A 24204-nucleotide genomic window follows, 5' to 3' on the forward strand; every position below is an offset into this window, starting at 1 on the left:
TGGTGATCGCAGTCACCCAAGATGGGCCGCGGGGTCAAGGACGGCAACCACGGGGTGGAAGTCGAGCCGCCCCGGAGCGTCGCCTGTCGAACGGTCCGCTCCCTTCGCACGCGTCCACGGGTCCGGAGAGGTTCTGCTACAGTGACCCACTTCGGAGGTCATGCACATGAGCGGCGCCATGGAGGGACGGGCGGAGCGGGAGGGACGGAAGGCACCGGGACGAATCCCGAGGAGACGTGTCCCGCGCGAGCGCCTGGACATGCCATCACCCCCGCTCGGCACCCGGGTGGGCGGCTACCGGCTGGAGGCACGGCTGGGAGAGGGGGGCCAGGGCACAGTGTACCGGGCCCGGCGCGGCGGCCGGCTGTACGCCCTCAAGTTCCTCGCCCTGGAGTCACCCGATTGGGCGTGGCGGGAGTTGGAGGTGCGGCTGCGGCTGCGGCACGTGGGTGAGCTGGCCGTGGAAGGCCACGGACTGTGGCCGCACCAGGGCCCGCGCTTCCTCTACCTCGTCACCCCCTACGTGCGAGGGCGCCCGCTGTACGCGTGGGCGAAGGAGAAGAATCCCACGGCGCGGCAGGTGGTGCGCCTGGTGCTGGAGGTGGCGAGGCAGTTGGTGGAGGTGCACCGGGCCGGAGTGGTGCACCGGGACATCAAGGGCCCCAACGTACTGGTGTGGCGCGAGGACGGGCGTCCGGTGCTGGTGGACTTCGGCGTGGGCACGTACGTGGGGGCGCCCGAGATCACCAACCCCCTGGGACTGCCGGGCACGCGCCACTACCGAAGCCCCGAGGCGCTGCGCTTCCGGCGCGAGCACGCGGGCGAACACTCCCCGGCACGAACCTCGGACGACCTGTGGGCGTTGGGAGTCGCCCTCTATTGGCTGCTGACGGGCGGCTACCCCTTCGACACGGAGGTGGGGGACGAGGGCGCGCTGGCGGACCTCATCCTGAAGCAGGAGCCCGAGCCGCCACACGCGTGCAACCCACGCGTGCCCCGGACGGTGAGCGAGCTGTGCCTGCGCATGTTGGAGAAGCGCCCCGAGGCGCGCTTTCCGGACGCGGAGGCCCTGTGCGAGGCGCTGGAGGAACTGCTGGAGGACGCGGACGGCACGTGGGACGTGCCGCTGTGCGAGGAGTGGGGCCCGGACGGTGCCACCACGCCCCAGGTGGAATGGCTCGGCCTGGGCGACTGGCTGGACAAGGCGCGGCGGCTGTTGGCGTACGCGAGGAGGCACCCCCGGCGAGGCCGGCCCGTGTCACTCGCGGACGCGACCACGCTACCGGGTCCGCCGGATGACCCGGCCCCAGGGAAGGACGACACCGGAGAGGAAGCGAGTCCTCATGGGCAACGGACACGGACGCCTCCGCGGCGCGCGAGCGTCTGGGGTAGCGCCTTGCTGGTGCTGGGACTGCTCGGAGTCCTGGCCGTACTGCGCTTCCCACCCCACCCCGAGCCCGAGGTGCCAGCCACTACTCCTGAAGTAGTCTCCGCTCCTACCATATCGGAGGTCACGAACGCCGGTCAGGAAGTGGCGCCCCGGGGAGAGCCGCCGGAAGGTGGAGGAGGCGCGGCGCCCGAGAAGGCGGAAACCTCCGCGCCCGTCGCCAGCGCGACGCCCCCAGAGGACAGCACGCGCGTGAAGACTCCACGGCAGGGCTCCCAGCCTCAGAAGACGCAGCAAAAGAAGAAGCAGCGAACGGTGCTCGGCGAAGTGGCCAAGGTGTGCGGCACGGCCCTGGCCGTGAGTCAGGCCGCCTGCGCCAGCCCCGCTCCCCAGGTGCTGCCTACCCCTCCGGCCGCGGAGTGCCCACCCGGCGCGGTGCAGGCCATGAATACGCTGGGCCTCGAGTTCAACACGACCGGCTCTTTGCTCTTCTTTCCCTACGACAAGAATAGCGACAATCCCAGAATCACCCTCGTGCGCCAGGGTCCAGGCACGTTGCAATTGCTTGGAGACGTCTGGGAAAAACTTCCGGAAGATACAGTGTTCTCCGGGGAGCTCTTCTTCGGGAAGACGCATGTGTACGGCCGATTCACCACGGCCCACCCTCCCGGAGGACCCACTTATCCCGTCTGCATGGAGCTGTGGCAGTCGGAAGTGGTGAAAGGGGTCGAGAAGAAACCCGCCGACGAACGAGACTCCGCCAGGGTACGGACCGCCGTGTTCCTCAAGCCGGTGAAGCGCTTCGAGTAGGTGGCTGGCAAGCGACAGCGGCATCAGCGGGTGAAAGACGGGACAGCGGCCAACGCCGGAGGTACCTGCTAGTCTCCATCACTCTGGAGGTCTTCCCATCCATGTGCGCCCTGCCCCATACCGCGCCTCTGATGCTCGCACTCCTCGCTAGTACCCCGGCCATCGCACAACCAGCCTCCGACGAATGGGACACAGCGGGAGAACGCCACCTCGAATTGACAGCGGACAACACCGGACAGGCCTCCGAGATGCGAATCAGCCCCAACCAGGCCAGTACCCTCATGTTCAACATGCCACTGCAACACGGGGGTGTGCTCGTGGAGGAGAAAGAGAGCTTCCGGTCGGTCATGGTGGACGAGGTCGCTGGCGTGGTCACACTCATTCCCTCGGACTCAGTGCCACGGGAGAGGCCGTTGTCGGTGGCGGTGCGGTTCGCGGATGACGCGCTCCCACGAAGTGCGATCTTCCGGTTGGTGGTGCATCCCTCCCGAGCCGAGCGACAGGTGCGAGTGTACCGCCGCCCCCGCTCCGGCGAGTCCTATCAACAAGAGGCAAGGCAGGAGCATGAGCGGGCCGAGCAGTGTGTGGCCGAGTTGGAACGGACCCGGGCGGAGCAGAAACGCCCTGATGGCCTCACGGGACTGCTTGATGCCGGATTGGTAAAGCGGGGCAGAGGTGTCCACGCACGGGACATTTCCGAGCTCACCCAGCGCCCCGGAGAAACCCTCCAGGTGTTCAGCGCCTTCAGCTACCGCGCCGAGCGCCGGGTGGCCGTGGCGGTGCACGTGCAAAACACGGGACCACAATCCTGGGCGGTCGAATGGGCGGAGTTGGTGGACCCCAAAGGCTCTCGGCCGCGAGTTCTACGCGTGTGGCCCTTCGAGCCCATCGCCCCGGGGAAGACGCTCCAGCTCGTGGTGGAGGCGGAGGCAACGGAGGAACAGGCGCGCGGAACCTTCATCCTCAAGCTGTGGGAGGCGAACGGCCCGCGAACCATCACCCTGCGCGGCGTGGCCTTTCCGTGAGAAATACGGAAGGTAGAAAGCAGCCGCACCATTGGTAACTGCGGTACGTCTTCCTGTGCGTCCCGTGTGGGAAACAACAACGGGCAAGTGCGCGTCCGGGCACGGAGTATCCAGAACGAGCGCCAAGCCATGGGGCTCACGACTGAGGACATCCTCGTCACGCGGATGATGGATTCCGGCTATATGTGGGTGTTCCCTCGGTGGGCGGCATCGTGTTGGAACTCGGCGGCCAGATCCCACATGGAGCCATCGTCGCACGAAGGCAGGGGTGTTGCCTGAAGAAGGCTGCACGGCTGAAGCACAAGCGCGGCGCACGGCCCTTGTGGCAACCGCCAGGGGCCTGCCGCTTTCCCTCATGCTCGAAGCTGCCTACCAAAGACCCCCCCTATCCGTCATAGGGATGTAACGGGCTATGCTACCGGCCATGCCCGACAGTCCCGACAGTAAAGAGACTACGTCCGCCGGCTTGCTGCCTCATCTTCCCCTGGGGGTTCGCACGACACTGTTCGGTCCGGCGTTCGATGGTACGGGGGGACTAGTGAGCGAGGTGCTCGATGACGTGCTCCGTAACCTCGATCGCACAGCTCGCGCCCCTCTCCAGCAGACGGAACGCCAACGCGCCCTTCAGCATGCACTGGGGTGGGGATTGGCCGCCGCACTACAGCACTGGAAGCCGCAGGCCCCTGAGGCCCCAGAGATGGACCGGCTGCGCGATTGGATGCGGGAGCGAATCGTCTCAAAGGAGTTGCTGCACTTGGTGCACCCGAGAGCCGACAGCCAACTCGACGTGCGGCGGCTCCAGGAAGAAATGGAGGCTAGCGGTCTCGGCGCCAAGCACCTTGGCCAACCTGATACCGAGTCCCTGCTGCGCGAACTGACTGTCGGCTTCTATCGAGGCATAGAGGAACAACCGGCCCTGCACGAGGTGGTTCCACTGGCACCTTTGCGCCACGTAGCGGAACGGTTGGGTGCACAACTCACTGCCCCCAGTAAGAGCCTGTTCCGGTAGGAGGCTGCACTGCATCCTCGCCCGAGGAGCAATCGCCAGGAATGATCCCTACCGGAACAGGCACTTATCCGATTGAGCCAGAGGCCCAGTTCAGCCTGCAACACTTCCCGACCCTCAACCTCCTGGTTCTCGGCCTCAACTCCGCGTGGGAGATCGACTGGTTCTTCAGGAGTCGAGCCAGCATCCACAGAGTGGCGCTTGAACGCGCGTTGAACCACGTCCGCAGCACTCCAGAATACAGCACCTGCCTCAAAGTGGCCGTTTGGCACCACCCACTCGTAGGGGCAGAGGCGGATCGAATCACGGATCACGGTTTCCTGGAGCGATTGGCTGTTGCTGGCTTCCGAATCGCGTTGCATGGCCACATCCACAAGGCCGAAAAAACAGATTTCCACTACGACCTCAGCCCAGGCGGCAGAGGCCTCGACATCGTAAGTGCCGGTACCTTTGGCGCGCCCACAAGGGAGTGGCGCCAGGGCGTTCCTCTTCAGTACAACCTGCTCCGCTTCGAACCGGGTCGTGTGATGGTCGAGACCCGCAGGCGCGAAGAACCTAACGGCGCATGGAAGCCCGATGCCCGATGGACACAAGGGGCTGGCAAAGATCCACTTCCCCGCTACTTCATCAAACTGACCTGATTAATTCAGGCAGGGGTTGGCGGGCTCCTCGTGAAGGCCCAATTGATATATTTCACATCTTCGCTGAGAACGAATCGCTGAAATCCCTCAACAAGCCCGCCCGGTCGAGCAAACCGCGAACCTGATCGGCCAGGGCCACGTGAGCCGGATTGTCAACCGAGAAGCGCTCCGGTGTGAGGATGAGGAGCGCCCCCTTGTCCTCCACGGGCTCGACGCGTACAGGGGCGGGCAAAGGAGGAATCTCTCCCCGAGGCCTCGAGAGGTACATCAACCAGCCCGTGCGCGGGTGGCCGACGGGCTCATCACGCATGTCCTGGTAGGCGTGCGAGATGACACCGCCCCAGTCCGGTTCCCAAGCCAGTACCATGGCGCGCATCACCCCGGTCAAAACAGGTGCAGTCAGTACGCGCTCCTCTTCAGGTCCCGCATAGGGCAGGTCGAGAAGACAAGAGTTCGGAGGAGGAACAACGCCGGAGCCACAACTGAGCAGCACTGCGCCACCGTGCCCGTCCTCCTCGTGCCCCGTCCAAGCACCAAAGCCGAACCCGAACGCGCCTTCGTTGTACTTCCTACTCTTGAAGAAGCGCAGGAACGTTTCATGGGTGGGCTCGAACTGAAGCTGGAGCGCTTTCTTGAGCGAGTTCGCTTGTTCGAACCAGCGGGTGTAGATGGGATCGCACTGCGAAAGGAGGCGAAAGAAGATCTCCGCGCGCCGTGCGCACTCGTCAGCCGACTCCTTGCGGCCTTGCCAATAAACACCTGCGTAGAAGGTCTCTTTCACGGGTGTTCCTCCGTGGGGCTCCCCTTCAACTACTGGCGGGCGAAGAGGCACTGAAATCCTTCAGGAGCCCCGCCCTATCGAGCGATGACCGCACCTGGTCAGCCAGGGCAACGTGTGCCGGGTCGTGCACGGTGAACCGCTCTGGAGTGAGGATGACGAGCGTTCCCTTGTCCTCCACTGGCTCGATGCGCACGGGCTCGGGCTGGGGTGGCACTTCTCCCTGTCGATGCGAGAAGTACATCAGCCATCCCATGTGGGGGATGCCTACGGGTTGGTCCCTCAGTTGTTGAGAAGGTCTCGCGCGACGCGCACACTCCTCGACCGACTCCTTGAGAACTGGCCAATAGACTCCTGCATCGTGGGTATCGCTCATTTATGTTGGAATGGGGCCGTAATCGCTGGACTCCTTCATCAGGCCCGCCTGCTCGAGCAACGCGCGCACCTGATCGGCGAGATTGACATGATCGGAATTGCTGACGGTGAATCGCTCGGGAGTAAGGATGATGAGCGAACCCTTGTCCTCTACCGGCTCGACACGTACGGGCGCAGGAAGGGTCGGCACCTGTCCTCGGCGATGGGAGAGGTACATGAGCCAACCCGTGCGAGGGCAGCCCACTGGGTTGTTTCGCAGCTCCTGATAGGCGTTCGACATGACGCCTCCCCAGTCGGGTTCCCAAGCCAGTACCATGGCTCGCATCAGCTCAATCAACACCGACGCGGTGAGGACCCGCCCCGCTTCAGGTTCCACTTTCGGCAGATAGAGAAGACAAGAATTGGGTGGAGGCACAACGTCAGAGCCACAACTGAGCATCACCATACCGCCGCGCCCATTCTCTTCGTGTCCCGTCCAAGCACTGAAGCTGAACCCGAACGCGCCTTCATTGTACTTCCTACGCTTGAAAAAGCGGAGGAACGCTTCATGAGAGGGCTCGAACTGGAGCTGAAGCGCCTTCTTGCGCGAGTCCGCCTGTTCGAACCAACGGGCGTAGATGGGATCACATCTAGAGAGAAGACGGAAGAAGGTCTCCGCGCGCCGTGCGCACTCCTCAGCCGGCTCCTTGCGACCTGGCCAATAAACACCTGCGTAGAAGGTCTCTTTCATAGGCGCTCCGCAGGGCTACGGCGGCGTGTAGACCACGTCAATGCCCTTGATGTCATTCTGATTGAAGAGCTTCTTGAGAATATCCACCATCCTGGGCTCCGCCACATTCCAGCGGATGGGAACTCCATTGGCCACCCTGAGCTGCCGCGCAGCCTGCCTGACGATTCGATTTGCGCCTCTGAAATAACCCTTGGGCTCGAGGTCCACGTCGAAGTGCTTGTCGTAGCCCATCCCCTTGGTTTCCAGTAGAACACCCGTCACCGGGTCTCGGCCGTCGAAGTCCGCCTGTTCGCCATTGCGGACGACGCGGTACACCCAGCCCTTGGGCGCCTTCGTCACCTTGTGCTGGAACCTGCGCGAGCGCTCGGACATGTGCTCGTTCTTGGGCACCCACTGGCCCGGCCCTCCCACGGGTGGCGTCCAGGAGGGGCCGCCGCCCGCCGCCGCCACGCCCACCGCAGCCGTGTTCAGCACGTACGTGGCGCTGAGCGCCCCTCCCGCCACGGTGACGACCCTCCCGGGCACCGCCACCAGCCGCAGCGCCAGCTCGCCCTTTCCCGTCAGTGACAAGAGGGGCACCGAGAGCCGGCTCAGCTTGTCGCCCCACGAGGCCGCCGCGACCGCCCCCTCTCCCGCGGTTCCCACCGTCAACAGCACGTGCGTGGTGAGGCGCGAAATGGCCCGCGCCTGCTCGCCTCGTGGCTTGTGGCGGAAGGACTCCCAGTACTCGGGCGCGTTCTGGACGAGCTCGCGCACGGCCCCCGGCACCCGGGTGAGGCCCTCCAGTGTGTCCACGGGGTGGACGAAGGACCGGACGAGCCCGTGCACCGTGTCACCCAGCGCCAGCCCCGCTCCCTCCAACGCCGGCAACAGCACGCCGTCGTCCGGTACATACGGGCCGAGTGGCCGCGCCCCTCGTGGCACCTCCAGCCCCGTGTCCACCGGCCACAACTGCCCGTCCTCCACGGCGTAGAAGGGGCCCACCTCGTAGCGGCCCGCGCGCAGGGTGCCGTCCTCCGCCAGCCGCACCTCGCCCGCCTTCTGCACGGCCTCGCCTGTCACGGGCCGCACCAGGTAGCCGTCCGGCCTCAGCACCCGCAGCCGGTGGAAGCGGTCCATGCGAGCGTGGAGCTCCTCGCGCGTCACCGGCCTCTCGCCCGTGGCCACCTCCAACAGCAGGTGCGCCGCCATTCGCCGCCGGGCGAAATCCCCCAGCGTCACCTCCGTGTTCAACACGTGCGGCAGCAACCCCAGGGCCTGCTCGGGAGACAGGGTGCGCCCGTCCACCGGCAGCTCCTCCTCGGGCACGCCCGCGTGCGCCAGGAGGCCCTGGAAGTAGTCGAGGCTGATGGGCACGGGAGAAGGGCGCCCATCCCCCACTCCGTCACGCCAGCCCACCTCGCCCTCGCCCCTGTCCTCCAGCGACGCGTCCTCTCCGGCGTCCGGGCGGCGCGCCCTCCAGTGAGTCGACGGAGCCTCGGGCTCACCCGCCATCGTTCCGGGAGCGAGCGCCTCCTCGTCGACGTCGTCCTCCGGGTCGTCGTCCTCGTCGCTCGGACTCGCGTCCTCCGGCGCGAAGGCCGCGTTGGAGCCCACCGTGGGCCGCTGCCCTTCCGCGCTCCGGAAGAAGGACGGCGTCAGGGAGGAGTGGCCCCAGCCCGACACCAGGTCCCCCCGTGGCACACCCGTGGCGCACCCGGCCAACACGCCCAGGACCACCATGGCCAGCAGCACGGGAAGAGCCCCACCACCGCGCGCCTGGACACCCGAGGACAGCAGGGGCATGGCCGCCTCCTGGAAACGGGGTTTTTCTCCAGCCTACCAGCCCCGGTCCGGACCTACCGGCTGACGGCTCCTCCTGTCCTCCACACGTCATTGCGGCGTTCGGGCGAATACGAACCTGCCGTACACTGTGTTTCACCGAGAGGACGCATGATGCCCAGCCCGCACGAGTGGAGGATTGGACCCCATTCCCTCCACTTCGAGCCACCCGACCTGCTCTGGGTGACGTTCCAGGGAAGACTGTCCCTGAACGAAGCCGCTGATCTGGTGGCCCTCTACAAGGAGCTGGGTTCGGAGCAGCCCTTCTTCGTATTGGCGGACATGAAGGACGCCGAGCTGCTCGAGCCGGAGGTGAGGGACTACATCAGTGAGCACATGCGGTCCGGGCTCCTGCTGGGGACCGTCTACATCGGGGCGCGTCTCGCGCAGAAAGGGCTGGCCAAGGGGATCGTGCTCGCGGCCCAGATGGAGGAGCGCGCGGAGCCAACGGCTCTGGAGACGCTGCACTTCGTCGCTACGGAGGACGAGGCGCGCGCGCTCGTCGTCCAACTGCGCGCGCGGATGAGCGGCATGGGACGCTCTTGATTCTTTCTTTTCCCGGTACTGACAGCCTCGAGACCGGCCACCTTGCCCTCGCCCTCGCCGCTGCCCGGGGTGCCCGACCCGACCAGGCCGAGCACCCTTCGCGACCCCCATCAACAACCTCGCGCTCAATACAGCAGGGAGAGAACGGGGGTGGGTGCTCTCCCGGGATGGCCATGGCCCAGCTGGCCGTAGCTGTTGAATCCCCAGGACCACAGGAAGCCCTTGGCATCCAGCGCCAGCGCGTGGTGACCGCCAGCGCTCACGGCCGTCACCCCCTTCAACCCTTGCACCAACACCGGCTCGGAGCTGTTGCTCGTGGTCCCATTCCCCAGCTGACCGAAGGCGTTGTAGCCCCAGGCCCACACGGTGCCGTCGTAGCGCAGCGCCAGCGAGTGCCTGATGCCCGCGGCCACGGCCGCAACTCCTCTCAACCCTTGCACCCGCACCGGTACGTGGCGCCAGGTCGTGGTCCCATCCCCCAATTGGCCGTCGGAGTTGGCACCCGCCGCCCAGACCGTCCCATCCAGGCGCACCACCAGGGAATGATACATTCCCGCCGAGACACGGGCCTGGGCCCACGTCCCCAGCAGCGAGGAGTCCAGCTCCTCCGGCTCTTCTGAAACGCCGCCAGCCCGCGGCTGCCCACAGCCAGCCACCAGCAAGACTCCAAGCCAGACTCCCAACAGCCTGGTCATCCACCACGGCGTGCTGATTCGCATTCCGCTACTCCTGATTCAACAGGGCTTGAAGGAATTCCCCAACTAGATGAACCGAGCAGCGGCGAAACACAAACATCCAGCAATCCATCATCAAATCCTAAACAGTCGGATTCCAATGCCATCACATACTTCCCAGACTCCGGCCCGGCACGGGGAGGACCCGTGCCCCCGAGGGGAAGTCAGCTCAGCAGCTTGCGCTTGGCCGCCGAGAACTCCTCGTCGGTCAGGTGGCCCCGCTCCTTCAACGCCGCGAGCCGCTCCAGCTCAGCGGCCAGACCGGGCTGCTGGGCTGGCGCATCCTCGGGCGACGCACCTCCCACCGCGATGATGGCCGTGCTGATGCTGGAGGCCACCACGCCAATCAGCCCGATGCCCATCAGCATCAGCACCGTTGCGACGAGCCGGGCCAGACCCGTCTGGGGGGTGATATCGCCGTAGCCCACCGTCGTGGTGGTGACGATGGCCCACCAGAGCGCGTCACCGAAGTGGCTGAGCGCCGGGTTGGTGTCACGCTCCAGCAGCCACACGACCGAGGCCAGGCTCAGCACCACCGCCGCGGAGATGACCAGCGTGTGCCCCAGCTTGTTGCGGTTGATGAGCACGTCCACGAAGGCCAGCCCGCGCAGGCGCCGGAGCGCGGTGAGGGCCCGCAGCAGCCGCAGCACCCGCGCCAGCCGCAGCACCTGGGCGATGCGCAGGAAGGCGAACGCCTCGAAGTAGAGCGGCACGAGGCCCGGGAGCTCGTACCAGTGCTTCTTCCACCAGCCCTTGCGGTCCTCCGCCCGCGCCCATCCCACCAGGAAGTCCCCGAGGAAGAGCAGGACGAAGAACAGATCCACCACCGCGAGCACCTGGAAGCGTGGGTCCGGCCAGGCGATGCCCTCCAACTCGACCCACAGGATGACCCCGAAGCTGGCCACCGCCAGCACCACCATCAACAGGTTCCACGCGGCGCTCCAGCGTGGATTGACTCCCCCCGCCTCATGCCTTTCCATGCGCCCGGACGCTACGCTACGCACGGCCCTCTGGGAATCGAATTGCCATCCCAACCGGGCTCCGGATGGCCCGCGGCGTCAGCGGGGCGGGAGGTTCTTCGGGAACTTCGGCAGCGCGGGGTTCATCACGTCCCAGGGCTGGGCACTCTGTGTCCAGATGTCGAGCATCGGCGCGAACCCACTGGGATCATCGAGGCTGCCGACCTTGATGGCGATGAATTGCGACGGGATGCCGCCGCCCGCGAACAGAGGGGTACCACACTCCGCGCAGAACTCCCGCTTCACCTCGCTGCCACTGTCCGCCTTCGACATATACTGCCTGGGAGTACCGCGCAGCAGGCGCAGCGAATCCGTGGGGACGATGGCCACCGTGGACGACCCCGTACCGCTGGAGCGCTGACAGTCGCGGCAGTGGCAGTTGAGCACGGCGATGGGCGCGGCGGAGCCCTCATAACGAATGGCCCCACAGGCGCAGCCTCCGGTGAAGGGAACAGGCACCGAGATACCTCCCGAGGAAATCGTTTCGGAACAGCGTCGTAGACCCATCACCCCACGAGGGCAAAACCTCCACGGTGGCCGTGGGGTTGTGCGCCTTGCTCCCCCTGTCGTCGTCGTGGGAAGTGGGCAGGCACATCCGCGCATCAGTTGGGGAACCCCATGAATTGGCTCAACGCACGCATACGCATGGTCGTCGCGCTCCTGGTCTTCGCGCTGGTCGGCTCCACCGCCGACGCAGCGACGCGGCAGCAGGACATCGATCGGCTCGTCACGAAGTACCATCAACTGCGCCAGTTCAACGGTGCCCTGCTGGTCGCCGACGAGAAGGGGGTCATCCTCGAGAAGGGCTATGGCCAGGCGAACTTCGAGTGGAAGGTGCCGAATACCCCGGACACGAAGTTCCGCATCGGCTCGGTGACCAAGCAGTTCACGGCGATGCTCATCCTGCAGCTCGTCGCGGAGGGGAAGCTCGCGCTCGATGACAAGCTCACGAAGCATCTTCCGGACTATCGCAAGGACACGGGCGACCGCGTCACCATTGCCCAACTGCTGAACCACACCTCCGGAATCCCCAGCTACACGACGCCCGCGTTCTTCCAGAACGACTCGCGCGATCCCTACACGGTGGCGGACTTCGTGAAGAAGTTCGCCAGTGGCGACCTCGAGTTCGAACCCGGCACGAAGTGGTCGTACAACAACTCCGGTTACTTCCTGCTCGGCGCCATCATCGAGAAGGTCACCGGCGTGACGTACGCCCAGGCGCTGCGGCAACGGCTCTTCGAGCCACTGGGGATGAAGAGCACCGGCTACGACGTCTCCATGGAGGTGCTGCCGAAGCGAGCGAGTGGCCATCAACTCACGCCCAACGGGTACGTCAACGCCCCCTACCTGGACATGTCGCTGCCGTACGCCGCCGGCTCACTGTATTCGACGGTGAAGGACCTCTATCTCTGGGACCGCGCGCTCCACCAGCACAAGCTGCTGCCCGCTCCGCTCGAGCAACAGATGTTCACGCCAGGGCTGGAGCAGTACGCGTATGGCTGGTGGGTGAAGCCGCTCAAGCTGAACGATGGCAAGACAGAGGTCGTCACGGTTGGCCACAGTGGCGGCATCAACGGGTTCAACGCGCTGCTCATCCGTGTACCCGAGCGCAAGGAGCTCGTCGTCGTCCTGGACAACACGTCGCGTGGTGACAAACTCGGCGGCATCGTGGCCGGAGTGCTGAGCATCCTTCATGGCATCAAGCCCCAGCAGCCCCTGAGGGAAATCTCGGAAGTCATGATGGAGACCCTCGCGAAGGCGTCCGTGACGGAGGGAGTCGCCAGATACAAGGCCTTGAAGGCGACGAAAGCGGCCGAGTATGACTTCTCCGAGCAGCAGCTGAACCGCGTTGGCTATCAGCTGCTCGGCTCCGGGCGCCTGGCGGACGCGATCGAGATCTTCAAACTGAATGTGGAGATGTTCCCCCAGAGCGGGAACACCTACGACAGCCTGGGAGAAGCGTACCTGGCCAGCGGGAACGAGGAGCTGGCGCTCGTGAACTACCGCCGGGCGCTGGAGCTGGACCCCTCCAATGCGAACGCGGCGAAGACGCTCGAGCGGCTGGAGAAGGCGGGGGGTTCCGCCGGGAAGAAGGCGAAGGCCGAGTAGCAGTCTCCGCCCGTGCAGTCGCCGGGGCGCGTTGTGGCGAATGGTCGTGCTGTCATCCCGTGGACATCGGCCCGATGTCCACGGACTCGCCTCGCCCTCCGGCCCTCGATTCGGCCCCGTGCAGAGCTCCACCTCAGCCAACGTGGAGCTCACCCCCGCCATGGCCGCCGGGCTCGACAACTACCTCGTGGCGTGGGCGGACTCGCGGGACCGCTCGGCCCTGCTATTGCTTTCCGGGTGGGCCGCGTCGTCCCGTCGCCGGCACGCGGCCAGGAGGAAATCCGTCCTCTCCGAGCAAGGCATTGGCTCGCTGGAGCAGACCCCGGTAGCCAAGCTGGTTCGCCTCTTGCCGGATCGACAGCAGGACCTTGCGCGCCGCCGCGGCCTTCGTGTCGCGGCGAAGCTCCACCTGGAGGAGCCGCGCCTCGAGCGCCACCCGCTTCATGCCGGCGCGAGCCGCCCGCGCCGCGAGCGCCTGGAGCTGCCGCGCCGCGTCCTCCCGCTCCGAGGGTCCTCCATCCCTCGACAACAGGGACGCGCCCGTGAGCACGACCTCCGCCGCGATGAACACGTCCTCGCTGCCACCCGCGAGCGCCCGGGCGTGCTCCAGGGACTCACGCGCCGCCACGGGCTTCCCCAGGGCCATCAGCGCCCGGGCCTTCACCGCGTGCGAGTGGCCTTCCCCGTCCAGGCTCTTCAGCGCCGCATAGGCCGACAGCGCGGATTCCACTACCGCGAGCGCCTCCTGGGGCCGCCCCTCTTCCAGGGACAGACATGCCAGGCCCAGCTCGGTCTCGGCCACGAAGGCGCCCAGGCCTCGCGCCCGCCGCAACTCCAGCGCGCGCTCCAGCTGACGGCGTGCCTGCACCAGCTCTCCCAACTCCATCAGCAGACAGCCCAGCTCGTAGCGGCCCCAGGCCTCGGTATAGCCATCCTCGAAGAGCACCTGGGCCGCATGACTCCCCTCCTCGAGCAGACGCTTCCCCTCGTCCAGCGCCCCCATGAGCCGCCGCACGGAGCCCTTCAGGATGGTGCTGGAGTTCATGTCGGAGAGCCGCCCGCGCTGCCGGTAGAGCTCCACGGCCCTGCTCGCACGCCTCAGGCCCTCGGAGAGCTCGCCCAGACGGCAGCTCAGCCCCCCGGAGCACAGGAGGGCTTCGGCCTCGAGCGAAGCGCCCTTGATTTCCCGGGCCGCCTGGATGGCGGAGACGAACACGCGCTCGGCCTCGAGCAGCCGCCCCATGTCGATGAGCGCCATGGCGTGCACGAGCATCGAGCGTGCCGCGCCTCCCCTGTCTCCACTCGCCAGGAAGAGCTCCTCCGACTCCTCCAGCAGCTCGACGGCGCGCCGGGGCTCTCCGAGGTTGCGCGCCGCGTAGGCCTCCATGATGAGCGCGGAAGCGGCGAGCTGGCCCTGGCTGGCCCTGAGGGAGCGGGACACCGCCGTCTCCGCGTGCCGCCGGGAGGAGATGAAGTCAGCGGTCGCGCTCGTGGCCACCGCCGCGGCCAGCTCTATTCGCGCATCCGCCCCCAGGGGGGGCGGGAGCCGGCGCAACGCCTCCAGGGTGGACTGGGCCTCCCGGTTCTGCCCCGCGGACAGCTGCGCGAATACCAGCGCGGTGCCGTACTCCACGTTGTCCGGAAAGAACTCGAAGAGTGTCCGGTACGCCTCGATGGCTCGAGGCCACTCGGAATGGGCCTCGTGGTGGCGAGCCGAGACCAGGAGGCGCTCCTCTCGTGAGAGGCTCGCGGATAGCTCGAAGGCCCGGCGCGCTGCCTCCTTCGCCGCCTCCTCCTGGTAGAGCTGCTGGAGGGCGGCGGCCAGCGCCGAGTGGGCGGGGGCGAAGGCAGGCTCCCGCGCCACCACGCGTTCGAAGCGCTCCACGGCGGAGGCCGCGTCATGGCCGCGCAGGGCGGCGAGCCCCTCGGCGTAGAGCCGTGCGGCCTCGGGCTCTCCAGGCATCGCGCTGCGCACGCCGTGGGCCTGCTCGGTGGTCAGCGGCGCCAGACCCAGACGCTTTCGTAGCGCGGTGCCCACGCGCGAGACGAGCTCCAACAACTCCCGCTCCGCGCCCACCTCCGTCAGGTGGGCCAGCGTCTCGCCCGTGGTGGCCTCCTGCAGACGCAGGTTCAACCGCAGCCGCGCGTCCTCCTCGCGCCCCTGCACGAGGTAGGCCCCGGTGAGCACCAGGTCCACGCCCGAGTGCGCGCGGATGCGCTGCAGCGTGGCTTCCGCGAAGCCCTCTTCCTCTGGAAGGAGGAGATCCCGGCGCATCTGCACGACGCCTTCCCCGGGAAGCAGGCGGAGCTGTTCCCCCATGGCCAGCTCCGCGGAGAGCAGCTCCGCCAGGGCGGTGGACAACCAGGCCAATTCGGCCCTGGCCATCAGGTTGCGTGGAGCGAGCACCGCCACCACCCGCCGTGCCACCGACGGTGTCCCCGCGGTCGACGTCGCCGTCGTGGACTTCAAGGGAGAGCGCCTCCTGGACGAAGTAGGGGTCACGGGGGCCGGGGTGGGCGCTCCGCCGCGCAGCGCGGCGACGGCCTCGGACGCGGTGGCGAACCGCGCCTCCGGCTGGCGAGCCAGACAGCGCAGGAGCGCCTCCTCCCAGAAAGGAGCCAGCTCCGGTACCAGCTCGCGCGGAGAAGGGGGCGCCTGGCGCAGCCGCAGCAGGGAGGCGGCCATCGGCGTCTCCGCCACGAAGGGCCGCCGTCCCGTCACCATCTCGAAGAGCACCAACCCGAAGGCATAGATGTCGGAGGCAGGCGACAGCGGCAGGCCCTCCAGCTGCTCCGGGGACATGTAGAAGGGACTGCCGACGACATGGCCATCCTTCGATGCCGAGCCGTCTCCCTCGAGCAGCTCACCACGGGCCAGGCCGAAGTCGGTCACCACCGCGCGCAAGCCCCCCGCCATCGGCGGCGCGGGCACCAGCATCACATTGCCGGGTTTGAAGTCGCGGTGGATGATCTGCGCGGCATGCGCCGCATCGAGCGCGCCCGCCATCTGCTCGGCCAGCCGCAGCACCTGCTCCGGCGGCATCCTCCCGTGACGGGAGAGCTGCGCATGGAGCGTCCGCCCCGCGAGCAGCTCCATGGTGAGGAAGACGATCCGGTATGACGGCCCTCCCTCCACCGGGACGACCTCGTGCTCTCCGATATCGAAGACACGGCAGACGTTGGCATGCGTCACCCGGCGCGCCAGCCGCAGCTCGCGCTTGAAGCGCAGGAGTGCCTCCGGCGTGGCGGCCAGCTCCGGACGAATCGTCTTGAGCGCCACGGGCTCGTGAAGCGAGAGATCCTCCGCCGCGTACACCTCGCCCATGCCCCCCCGTGAGAGGAAACGCATCACCTGGTAGCGTCCGGCGACCTTCGTTCCCCCGGCGAACGCTCGTCCTGGAGAGGGAGGGGGGACCGGGCCCGGAAGCAGGGGCTCCGCCTCCGTACCACCCCGAATCAACGTGCTCGTGCTCTGCAGCGCCTCGGGGGATTTGCGCGCCATGACTCGGAAGTACTCCCGTCTCAGCCGACGGCGGTCACACTAACATGTGACGCCGAGCGCCGTGACGGCCCTTCCCCCCGAGCGGCCGAAGCGCGGCGGCCGCTCACGACCTGGACGGTGGTGGTACCCGCCCTCACACGCTCCCGCGCTCCTCCTTGCGCAGCACCAGGAGCTTCGACAGGTACCAGCGCTCCGTCTTCACCGTCCGCAACCCGTGGCGCGCGAAGAGCGCCGGAAGATCCAGCCGCGAGTAGTCCAGGAAGAAGGGCTCGTTGAAGTAGGCCTCGAAGTGCTCGAAGGGGCCCGGCTCCTCGCCGGAGCCGTCCCCCTCCTGAATGGCATCCATGAAGAGCAGCGTCCCTCCCGGCGCGAGCACGCGCGCCATCTCCGCGGTGACACGCTCGATGACCGGCAGCGGCAGCTCGTGGAAAAGCCAGATGCAGGTGAGCAGATCGAAACGGCCCGTCCACTCCGGGAGCATCCGCTCGGCGTTCATCTGCAGGAGCGTGGCCTTGCGGCGCAACAGCCGGGCCGCCTCCAGGTAGGCCGGGGAGAGATCGATTCCCGTGTAGCGATGCCGCCGGTTCTGCAGCCACGCCTGGCCCATCCACGTCGCCGGGCCACACGCTACATCGAGGATGTCCAGGTGGTTTCCCTCGGGAATCTGATCGATGACCCCCTGGCGCATGAGCCGATTGGCCCCCATGTTGTGCCAGTGAGCGGGGAATGCTGGAAATCGAATTCGACATCCGCCGCAGGTAGCACGATGGACTGACACGCCGCAGGGGGCCCGGCGGGTCCGCCGGGCCGCCCCGGTCAGCTCACAACGACTCGAGGAAGGCGATCACCGCCGTACGGTCTTCCTTCGAGAGCGCCTCGTACAGTGCGCGGCTGGCGCTCGCCTCACCGCCGTGCCACCCGATGGCCTCGTTCAGGGTGCGGGCGCGGCCATCGTGCAGGTACCGGACGTTCTGCACGCCGCCCTGCACATACTTCAGCGAGCCCAGGCCCCACAGCGGCGCCGTGCGCCACATGCTCGGAGCGGCCTGGCCCTCGGTGAGCGTGTCGGCCAGCTCCGGACCCATGTCGTGCAGCAACATGTCGGTATACGGGCGGATGGTCTGGTTGCGCAGCTCGGCGAACGGATGGGTGTTGCCCGTGGTCATCTGCGCGGTGTGGCAGGCCGTGCACTGGGCCTGGGCGAAGAGGACACTGCCGCGGGCGATCAGCTCCGGGTTCACATCATGCTCCGGCGAGACGCGGATGCCCTCGGGGTAACCGCTGCGCAGGCTGCGCTGGGCCGGCACACCGATGAGCGCCAGGTAGTCCGACATGCGCTGGAGCTCCTCGGCCGACACCGCCGTGGCGCCAGCGCCGTTGCGGCAGTCGGGTGCGCCCTGCTGGCAGCTGCGCGACGGGAACACGGGAGAGGTGACGCCCATGTCCTTCACGAGCGCATCACCCACCTGGTGACGCAAGCTCGCCTTGGTGGCCTTCCAGCCGAAGCGGCCCAGGTGCACCTTGCCGGTCTCGGGGTCGTTCACCCAGTGCGGCACGCCACGCACACCGTCACCGTTTTTGTCATCGGGATCGGCCAGCGCCAGGATGGTGGGCTCGGCCACGGCTTCCAGCAGGCCCATGCCGATGACCTGCGGCGCCTGCCGCACGGAATAGAGCGACGGCACGGGCCCCTTGAAGGAGTAGACCGGCTTGACCAGCTCGACCTGCTCGCCACCGGCCAGCGTGCGCACTGTCTTCTCGTAGGACGCCACGCTGACCGCGTAGTCGGGGGCCGTGGTGGAGGCGGCCCGCTGCTGCACGTTCAGACCGTAGGTGGGATCGGGCAATACCGTGCCGTTGGCGCTCGCGATACCGGTGAGCACCGACAGGGTGTCGAGCCGCGCGCCCTGGTCCGGCATCGGGCTGCGGCCGTTGGCCGTGTGGCACTCGATGCAGCGCGCCTGGTTGTAGCGCGGGCCCAGCTGCCCCACGTGCTCGGTGAACACGGGGTTGGTGTTCGGGTGCTCGGAGTGCTTGCCGTCGGCGAACGAGGTGTGGAACAGACGGCGTCCCTGCACGAACCGCTTGGTGTTGCCGATGCCAATGTTGTTGGCCATCTGCTGGAACACCCGATGCGGCTCTTCCGAGTAGTTGTAGGACACGCTGGCCTGGCCACCCAGCAGGGTCGAGTCGGGCAGGGGCTCGGAATCCAGGTTGGGGACGATGCCGTACCAGGGGCGCATCCCCTTGCCCACCACGTACAGCTGCTCGAACGAGTAGTAGCGCTCACCGCCACCGTCGATGACCGGGCGCTGGAGGCGCGGCGCGGGGGCCAGCTCGATCTTGTCGCCAATCTTCAACGGGCTATGCGGAGACGTGCGCCAGTTGGACGTGAAGGACATCCGGCACGTGCGCTCGCCCGCGTGACAGATGGGCTTGTTGCCCTCGTTGGGGTTGTTGAAGCCATAGTTCAACGACCAGCCGAAGTCGCGCACGTTCGGGTCGTTGATGTTGCGGAACAGGCTGAAGGTGGTGCCGTCGAACGTGCCGTCGTTGACGTGGAGGATCACCTCGATGCGCTGGCGGCCGGCGGGCACTTCGTCGCGGATCTCCAGACCGAAGGTCCGGTTCTGGAAATAGAAGGTGGGGAAGGTGAAGTACCGGCCCGGGCCCTGGTCGGGGGCGTCCCAGGCCTCGCCCCGCTCACGCGCATGGCGCTCGGTGGGCCGTGCGCCCATGAAGGTGACGAGGGTGCCGTCGGGCTCGGTGTACTGGATCTGCTCGGTGATGGGGGTATCGGCCGCGAACAGCGGCGAGTACTCGGCCAACACACCGGTGCCCACCGGGGCGGGGGTGATGGGCGCGTTGGGCGAGCCTTCCGGGGGCGGGGAGGAACCCGTGCCTCCGCCCTCGCTGCTACCGCCGCAAGCCGTCAACGACACGACAGCGGCAAACACCGTCGCCAGGGCCGAAGCGGAGGGGCGCCCAGACGAACCGGAGGATATTGTTGTCGGTTTCGTGGAGTTCATGGGGGGTCTTTGACTCGGGTTCTACGACTGGATGTCATTCCAACTGCACTCCGAGTCTAACGTCCCATCCAGACAGTCACCAACTGGTTTAATGCTGAAAAGCGGATTTTCGCGATGACATGGACAGTGGCGGATGGTTTTCTCGTTTGATTGGAGAGTAGAGGCGTACCGGCACTTTTCGCGCCTGGGCGGTAGACCCGTTTTATTCAAGATTGAGAAACGGAGCCCTCGACGAGAGGGTGGGTTCCGATAGATCGCGGTGGCCGTCACGCCTTCATCACGCCTCGCCTGACATGTACCTCCCCGCCTTTGTTACAGGGGAGACAATCCATATGCGATTCAAGAAGGCAGCCGCCCTGCTGCTCCTGGGCATCTACGGCTGTCAACCGGCGTTGGGGCCCGCGGAGCTGGAGCAACCGACAGGGCCTCTCATCACGAAGTCGGCGCGGATCAACAACGGCATCCATCCACCCTGGAGCTACAACGAAACCACGGGCCTCCCGCCCAGCCCCAAGGCCGCCATGATGCGGTTGAGCGAGCTCAAGGCCCGGATCGGCTCGAAGCACCCGGAGGTCATCGCCGCGCTGGAGAAGGCCCACAAGAAGACGGACACGTATGATCCGAAGGTGCGCTATCTGGAGGCCAACTCGCGGGAGTACTCCATCTTCCTGTCGGGCAACCAGGTCCTGTTGCCCCAGGCGGACGGCGTGTTCGCGCAGCAGCCTCCCGGCATCACGCATGCTTCGCTGAACGCCGCGGCGGAGTGTGCATCTTCCGCGAACTTCCAATGCGACCCCCTCTACGAAACGGACTCCCTGGGCGCTCCCTTGACGGAGCAGCCGGTGGACGTGGTCCTGCTCCTGGGATGGAACGTCGAGCTCGCGGGTGACGTGGCCACCCAGGGACGCTCGCTGTTCATTGTCTCGGAGTCCTTCAAGAGCAACGGCCACGAGATCGATACACGAGCGACCTTCTACCGGGAGCGACCGGAATCCGTGGACACCAAGGCCACGAGCGGTCGCCATGGAGAGAACGGCGGTTCCGTCATCGTCTTCGCCAACGTGCTCGACAAGCTGCGGACCCTGACCGACGGCGCCCCGGGAGAGAATGGAACGAACGGCAGGGATGTCGATGCCAATCCCGCGACGCCCACCGTCCATATCACCTACGAGCCCGCGGCGAAGGCCACCTGTACGGGTACCATCTATACAGACTCCCAGGACGGTGGTGATGGTGGCAACGGCGGCCACGCGGGTGACGTGCTCGTGCGCTACACCACGCTCGTCGGCAGCGGACCCTCTCGTGCACCGGTCTCCACCACGCCCATCACCGAGTGGCAGTGCTTCAGCGATCCTGCCCTCGGTTGCGCCAATCCGCTCTGCGCGAACAATCCCTCCATCGCCATCTGCGACGTCCTCACCGAGGCCGATAACGCCCAGTGCCGTGACGGAATCGACAACGACGCGGACGGCAAGGTCGACTGTGAGGACCCCAACTGCGCGGCCAATCCCTACGTCTCGGTCTGCGCCCACAAGGTGACCTCCACGCCTCAGTTCCGGGAGTTCTCGGTCGAGGCCTGCACCGACGACGTGGACAACGACGGTGACGGCTACAAGGACTGCGCCGATTTCAGCTGCCGCTCCCACGGCTTCTGCAAGGGCGAGGGAAACCCCGAATCGTGCAAGGATGGCCTGGATAACGACCGCAACTCCGCCGCGGACTGCAACGACGACCAGTGCAAGTCCCTCTCCATCTGCGGTGGCCCGAGCAACGCGCTCTACATCCGGACCAGCGGCGGGGAGGAGGCCAGCACCGCGGCATGCAGCAATGGCCTCGACGACGACCTCGACGGCAAGGTGGATTGTGCGGACTACGAGTGCCGCAACAACCCGACCATCAAGGTGTGTACCACCGAGAACTCGCTGGAAGCCTGCACCGACGGCATTGACAACGACCGTGACGGGTTCGCCGACTGCAACGACTACGACTGCTCCAGGAACCCCTATGTCAAGATCTGCACGCCGCAGTATTATCCGTTCCTGAAGGAAAGCACGGTCGCGACCTGCTCCGACCGGCTGGACAACGACAGCGACGGATTCGTCGACTGCAAGGACTTCCAGTGCAACAACAATCAGCTCGCATCCTCCGTGTGCGGCGACTTCGAGAACACGCTGGCCGAGTGCACGGACGGCATCGACAACAACGGCAACGGCGCGAAGGATTGCGGTGAGGACACCTGCCGCTACAACCCCTTCTTTGGTGAATTCATCTGTGAGGGAAAGAGCCAGACCCCGCACGACCAGATGGTGACACTGCCTACGGCATGGAATGGGGTGAACCCCGCCGCCGCGATTACCGCGTCCAGCAAGCTCGGCGCGGCCGGCGTATACGGGTTCAAGGGGAAGAGCTATTCGTACTCGAACTATGTGCCCAAGTGTCCCCCCACGAGCGACCCGGCCTGCATGAACACCAAGGTCTTCGTCTCCTGTCACCTCGGCCACCTGTCCCAAGACGGAGTATCGGGGCAACCGGGCACCGCCGGGGATATCAACGTCCGATGGATCGAGCGTCGTCAGACGGACACGTTGCGCTCGCTGCTCTCTCCCAACCAATGGATCACGGACCTCTCCGCCGCCAACCATTACTTCAAGATGGGGCAGCAGCAGATCGCGACCTTCCATTACCTGCACACCCTCGTACGGCTGCAGAGCATGCAGGTGCGCAACGACATCAATTGCGAGCCGCTTCCGGAGGTGACCGCGCTGGATCCGCTCACCCTGAGCATCTGCCCCACCCTGGGACTGGTCCAGCTGCGGCTCTCGTACCTGCGGTCGGGCCTGGACTTCTGGGGCCAGTCGCGTGAAGCGCAGATCAACACCAACGAGCACTACAGCAACCTGTACCAGCAATTCATGGCGCATTACGACACGATGGACAGTGCGGTGGGTCGCTATCTGATGCTCTCCAACTCCATCGACTTGATGAACGATCTCAAGTCAAACGCCAATGTCCTCGAAAATGAGTCGAAGGAGATCGGGACCGATCTGAAGGAGGCGGCGATGAAGCAGGAGATCGCCAGGCAGGTCATGGTGGACCTGGCGACAGCGCTCTCGGATCGCAAGAAAATCATCGATGCGATTGAAGAGGACCTGGTGCTCACCCAACCCAAGGAGGATCCGCCGAACCTGGGTGATTTCATCGTCGGCCTGGGTCTGGGCGTGGCCCAATCCTTCACCGGTCAGTTCCTGGGCCAGCTCGGTGGCAGGGTGGCCGATGCCATCGGCAGGGACCTGAAGGGCTTGCTCCAGAAGGAGGAAGGCAAACCCGTCACGGAGCCTCCCGCTGACAACCAGACACCACAGCAGACGAGCAGCAATTTCTGGGACATGGTGGCGGGGTCGGCGCAGGCCGCCATCGGGAGCGCACCGGTGAAGAAGGCCGTGTCGGACCAGGGGCAGGTACTCTGGGACCTTCTCTCGCGTGGGCGCGACACCTCGCCGGCGCCTCCGCTCGTCGTGCCGCGCAGCATCGTGGCGGAAGATGTCCGGCGCTTGCTGGCCCAGGAGACCCAGCAGCGGTTGACGCTCGAGTACACGGATCTGGTGGCCGAGTATGAGAAGGCGAAGATGGATTACGAGGTAGCGAAGCTCGAGACCCGGGCCCTGCGCGTCCAGAGCATGGCCGCGAACGAGCTGGCCCGGCGTGCCAAAGCTGCCTCCACGAGCGCGGAGCTGAGCATGCTCGACCGCATCCTGCTCGCACGGCAGGCCTTTACGTCCGCCACCACGCGAGTGGACATCCTGACGAGACTCTATTGGACGATGGTGCGACAGGCGGAGTACGAGTTCCTCCCCTTCAGTCCGACGACCGGAGCCTCCGGGTTACCGGCCGACATCCTCAAGCCCAACAACTTCACCCTGTTGAACTACGAGGAACTGAAGGACCGAGCCCTGACACTGGACAGTACCATCCCGCGAGCATCAGGCACGGTACGGCCCTACTACCGCCGCGTGGTCGGCAACCCCTTCGTCCCCGCCTCCGATACGGACATCGCGCAGCTCAGTGCCCTCGGCTTCCCCATTGGGAACGGCTCGTCGGCGGCGCATATCTACCGCTTCAGGCTGGACCATATGGATGTACGCAACGATTCATTTCTGGGAGTGCTGCGCAACCATCGCATCAACAATGTGCACGTCAACCTGGTAGGCCCGACCATGCCGGTCCCCGGGTTGATCTACGTCGCACGCACACCCATTGACGCCTTCACCGTGGGCTATGACGCATGCTCGGCGGACGTGAGCTGGGTCGCCGACTTCGAGCTGCAGGAACTCGAGCGCTACTTCGATGGAGAAAACCCCGTCAAGAAGCAGCTTCACTTCGAGAACCTCGTGCCATGCACCTCGCCAACCCCCACGTGTGACTTCTCGGACCCGAACTGCAGCACCGGCTTCCAGTCCAAGGTGCCCACGAGGGCGTGCAGCATCGCCGGGCAGGGCCATGACCCCAGTGACATCCTGCTCTACAAGCGGAGCCTGCTGGGCGACTGGTTCCTGATCATCCCGGACAGCGTCTACGGCACCGCGACCACGCCAGGGATTGGACAGTCCATCCAAGGAGTGGAGCTCACGTTCGAGGTGTTCTCCCAGGATCGCGTCATCGACCCGGGCGGCTGCCAGGCGAACTGAGCAGGGC

The 24204-nt window shown here is 66.2% G+C and carries 17 protein-coding genes; 7 read left to right on the plus strand and 10 right to left on the minus strand.

Going from position 1 to position 24204, the window contains the following annotated elements; translation table 11 throughout:
• Positions 1-259: 259 nt before the first annotated feature.
• The 4 genes from JQX13_RS04425 (at position 260) to JQX13_RS04440 (ending at position 4869) form a co-directional block, all read left to right on the plus strand.
• Positions 260-2197 (plus strand): serine/threonine protein kinase, encoded by a 1938-nt coding sequence (locus JQX13_RS04425; RefSeq protein ID WP_203407826.1) that lies wholly within the window; start codon positions 260-262, stop codon positions 2195-2197.
• 101 nt (positions 2198-2298) lie between these two features.
• Positions 2299-3222, plus strand: a complete 924-nt coding sequence (locus JQX13_RS04430; RefSeq protein ID WP_203407827.1) for a DUF2381 family protein — start codon at positions 2299-2301, stop codon at positions 3220-3222.
• 538 nt (positions 3223-3760) lie between these two features.
• On the plus strand, positions 3761-4231 hold the full coding sequence (locus JQX13_RS04435; RefSeq protein ID WP_203407828.1) for a hypothetical protein: 471 nt from the start codon (positions 3761-3763) through the stop codon (positions 4229-4231).
• A 41-nt stretch (positions 4232-4272) separates the two neighbouring features.
• Positions 4273-4869, plus strand: a complete 597-nt coding sequence (locus JQX13_RS04440; protein WP_203407829.1) for a metallophosphoesterase family protein — start codon at positions 4273-4275, stop codon at positions 4867-4869.
• A 52-nt stretch (positions 4870-4921) separates the two neighbouring features.
• Here the strand turns inward: JQX13_RS04440 and JQX13_RS04445 are convergent, their stop codons facing one another.
• From JQX13_RS04445 to JQX13_RS04460, 4 genes are read right to left on the minus strand one after another with little or no spacing between them, the layout of a single operon-like run.
• Positions 4922-5650, minus strand: coding sequence for an immunity 52 family protein (locus tag JQX13_RS04445; protein WP_203407830.1), 729 nt, complete (start codon positions 5648-5650; stop codon positions 4922-4924).
• Between the two features lie 25 nt (positions 5651-5675).
• The gene (locus JQX13_RS55835) at positions 5676-6023 is read right to left on the minus strand and encodes an Imm52 family immunity protein (RefSeq protein WP_203407831.1); all 348 of its coding nucleotides are present in this window, start codon (positions 6021-6023) and stop codon (positions 5676-5678) included.
• Positions 6024-6752: an immunity 52 family protein gene (locus JQX13_RS04455; protein WP_203407832.1), complete on the minus strand. Its 729-nt coding sequence runs from the start codon at positions 6750-6752 to the stop codon at positions 6024-6026.
• Between the two features lie 15 nt (positions 6753-6767).
• Positions 6768-8537, minus strand: a complete 1770-nt coding sequence (locus JQX13_RS04460) for a Tox-REase-5 domain-containing protein (RefSeq protein ID WP_203407833.1) — start codon at positions 8535-8537, stop codon at positions 6768-6770.
• 147 nt (positions 8538-8684) lie between these two features.
• On the opposite strand from JQX13_RS04460, the gene JQX13_RS04465 reads away from it, so the two are divergent.
• Entirely contained in the window at positions 8685-9119 is a 435-nt protein-coding gene (locus tag JQX13_RS04465) for a hypothetical protein (RefSeq protein ID WP_203407834.1), read from the plus strand.
• 125 nt (positions 9120-9244) lie between these two features.
• Here JQX13_RS04465 and JQX13_RS04470 read toward each other — a convergent pair whose 3' ends face one another.
• From JQX13_RS04470 to JQX13_RS04480, 3 genes are all read right to left on the minus strand, one after another.
• Positions 9245-9838, minus strand: coding sequence for an RCC1 domain-containing protein (locus JQX13_RS04470; RefSeq protein WP_203407835.1), 594 nt, complete (start codon positions 9836-9838; stop codon positions 9245-9247).
• A 179-nt stretch (positions 9839-10017) separates the two neighbouring features.
• Positions 10018-10833 carry an ion transporter gene (locus JQX13_RS04475; RefSeq protein ID WP_203407836.1) on the minus strand — a complete coding sequence of 272 codons (816 nt, stop codon included), beginning with the start codon at positions 10831-10833 and terminating at the stop codon, positions 10018-10020.
• A gap of 78 nt (positions 10834-10911) precedes the next feature.
• Positions 10912-11331 carry a GFA family protein gene (locus JQX13_RS04480; RefSeq protein WP_203407837.1) on the minus strand — a complete coding sequence of 140 codons (420 nt, stop codon included), beginning with the start codon at positions 11329-11331 and terminating at the stop codon, positions 10912-10914.
• A 159-nt stretch (positions 11332-11490) separates the two neighbouring features.
• Between JQX13_RS04480 and JQX13_RS04485 the strand changes: the two genes are divergently transcribed.
• Positions 11491-12981 carry a serine hydrolase gene (locus tag JQX13_RS04485; protein ID WP_203407838.1) on the plus strand — a complete coding sequence of 497 codons (1491 nt, stop codon included), beginning with the start codon at positions 11491-11493 and terminating at the stop codon, positions 12979-12981.
• A gap of 223 nt (positions 12982-13204) precedes the next feature.
• Here JQX13_RS04485 and JQX13_RS04490 read toward each other — a convergent pair whose 3' ends face one another.
• The 3 genes from JQX13_RS04490 to JQX13_RS04500 form a co-directional block, all read right to left on the minus strand.
• On the minus strand, positions 13205-16483 hold the full coding sequence (locus tag JQX13_RS04490; protein WP_203407839.1) for a protein kinase domain-containing protein: 3279 nt from the start codon (positions 16481-16483) through the stop codon (positions 13205-13207).
• Positions 16484-16616: 133 nt separating this feature from the next.
• Positions 16617-17171: a class I SAM-dependent methyltransferase gene (locus tag JQX13_RS04495; protein ID WP_203407840.1), complete on the minus strand. Its 555-nt coding sequence runs from the start codon at positions 17169-17171 to the stop codon at positions 16617-16619.
• 133 nt (positions 17172-17304) lie between these two features.
• Positions 17305-19425: a di-heme oxidoredictase family protein gene (locus JQX13_RS04500; protein ID WP_239014532.1), complete on the minus strand. Its 2121-nt coding sequence runs from the start codon at positions 19423-19425 to the stop codon at positions 17305-17307.
• Positions 19426-19844: 419 nt separating this feature from the next.
• On the opposite strand from JQX13_RS04500, the gene JQX13_RS04505 reads away from it, so the two are divergent.
• Positions 19845-24197, plus strand: a complete 4353-nt coding sequence (locus JQX13_RS04505; RefSeq protein ID WP_203407841.1) for a hypothetical protein — start codon at positions 19845-19847, stop codon at positions 24195-24197.
• Positions 24198-24204: the final 7 nt, after the last annotated feature.

Source organism: Archangium violaceum (assembly GCF_016859125.1).
Taxonomy (GTDB): domain Bacteria; phylum Myxococcota; class Myxococcia; order Myxococcales; family Myxococcaceae; genus Archangium; species Archangium violaceum_A.

Bases quoted from the DNA above. Each gene is read 5' to 3' on its own strand.
- JQX13_RS04425 (WP_203407826.1), top strand. From the start codon at position 260: ATGCCATCACCCCCGCTCGGCACCCGGGTGGGCGGCTACCGGCTGGAG.
- JQX13_RS04430 (WP_203407827.1), top strand. From the start codon at position 2,299: ATGTGCGCCCTGCCCCATACCGCGCCTCTGATGCTCGCACTCCTCGCT.
- JQX13_RS04440 (WP_203407829.1), top strand. From the start codon at position 4,273: ATGATCCCTACCGGAACAGGCACTTATCCGATTGAGCCAGAGGCCCAG.
- JQX13_RS55835 (WP_203407831.1), bottom strand. From the start codon at position 6,023: ATGAGCGATACCCACGATGCAGGAGTCTATTGGCCAGTTCTCAAGGAG.
- JQX13_RS04455 (WP_203407832.1), bottom strand. From the start codon at position 6,752: ATGAAAGAGACCTTCTACGCAGGTGTTTATTGGCCAGGTCGCAAGGAG.
- JQX13_RS04460 (WP_203407833.1), bottom strand. From the start codon at position 8,537: ATGCCCCTGCTGTCCTCGGGTGTCCAGGCGCGCGGTGGTGGGGCTCTT.
- JQX13_RS04465 (WP_203407834.1), top strand. From the start codon at position 8,685: ATGATGCCCAGCCCGCACGAGTGGAGGATTGGACCCCATTCCCTCCAC.
- JQX13_RS04470 (WP_203407835.1), bottom strand. From the start codon at position 9,838: ATGCGAATCAGCACGCCGTGGTGGATGACCAGGCTGTTGGGAGTCTGG.
- JQX13_RS04475 (WP_203407836.1), bottom strand. From the start codon at position 10,833: ATGGAAAGGCATGAGGCGGGGGGAGTCAATCCACGCTGGAGCGCCGCG.
- JQX13_RS04485 (WP_203407838.1), top strand. From the start codon at position 11,491: ATGAATTGGCTCAACGCACGCATACGCATGGTCGTCGCGCTCCTGGTC.
- JQX13_RS04490 (WP_203407839.1), bottom strand. From the start codon at position 16,483: ATGGCGCGCAAATCCCCCGAGGCGCTGCAGAGCACGAGCACGTTGATT.
- JQX13_RS04495 (WP_203407840.1), bottom strand. From the start codon at position 17,171: ATGCGCCAGGGGGTCATCGATCAGATTCCCGAGGGAAACCACCTGGAC.
- JQX13_RS04505 (WP_203407841.1), top strand. From the start codon at position 19,845: ATGCGATTCAAGAAGGCAGCCGCCCTGCTGCTCCTGGGCATCTACGGC.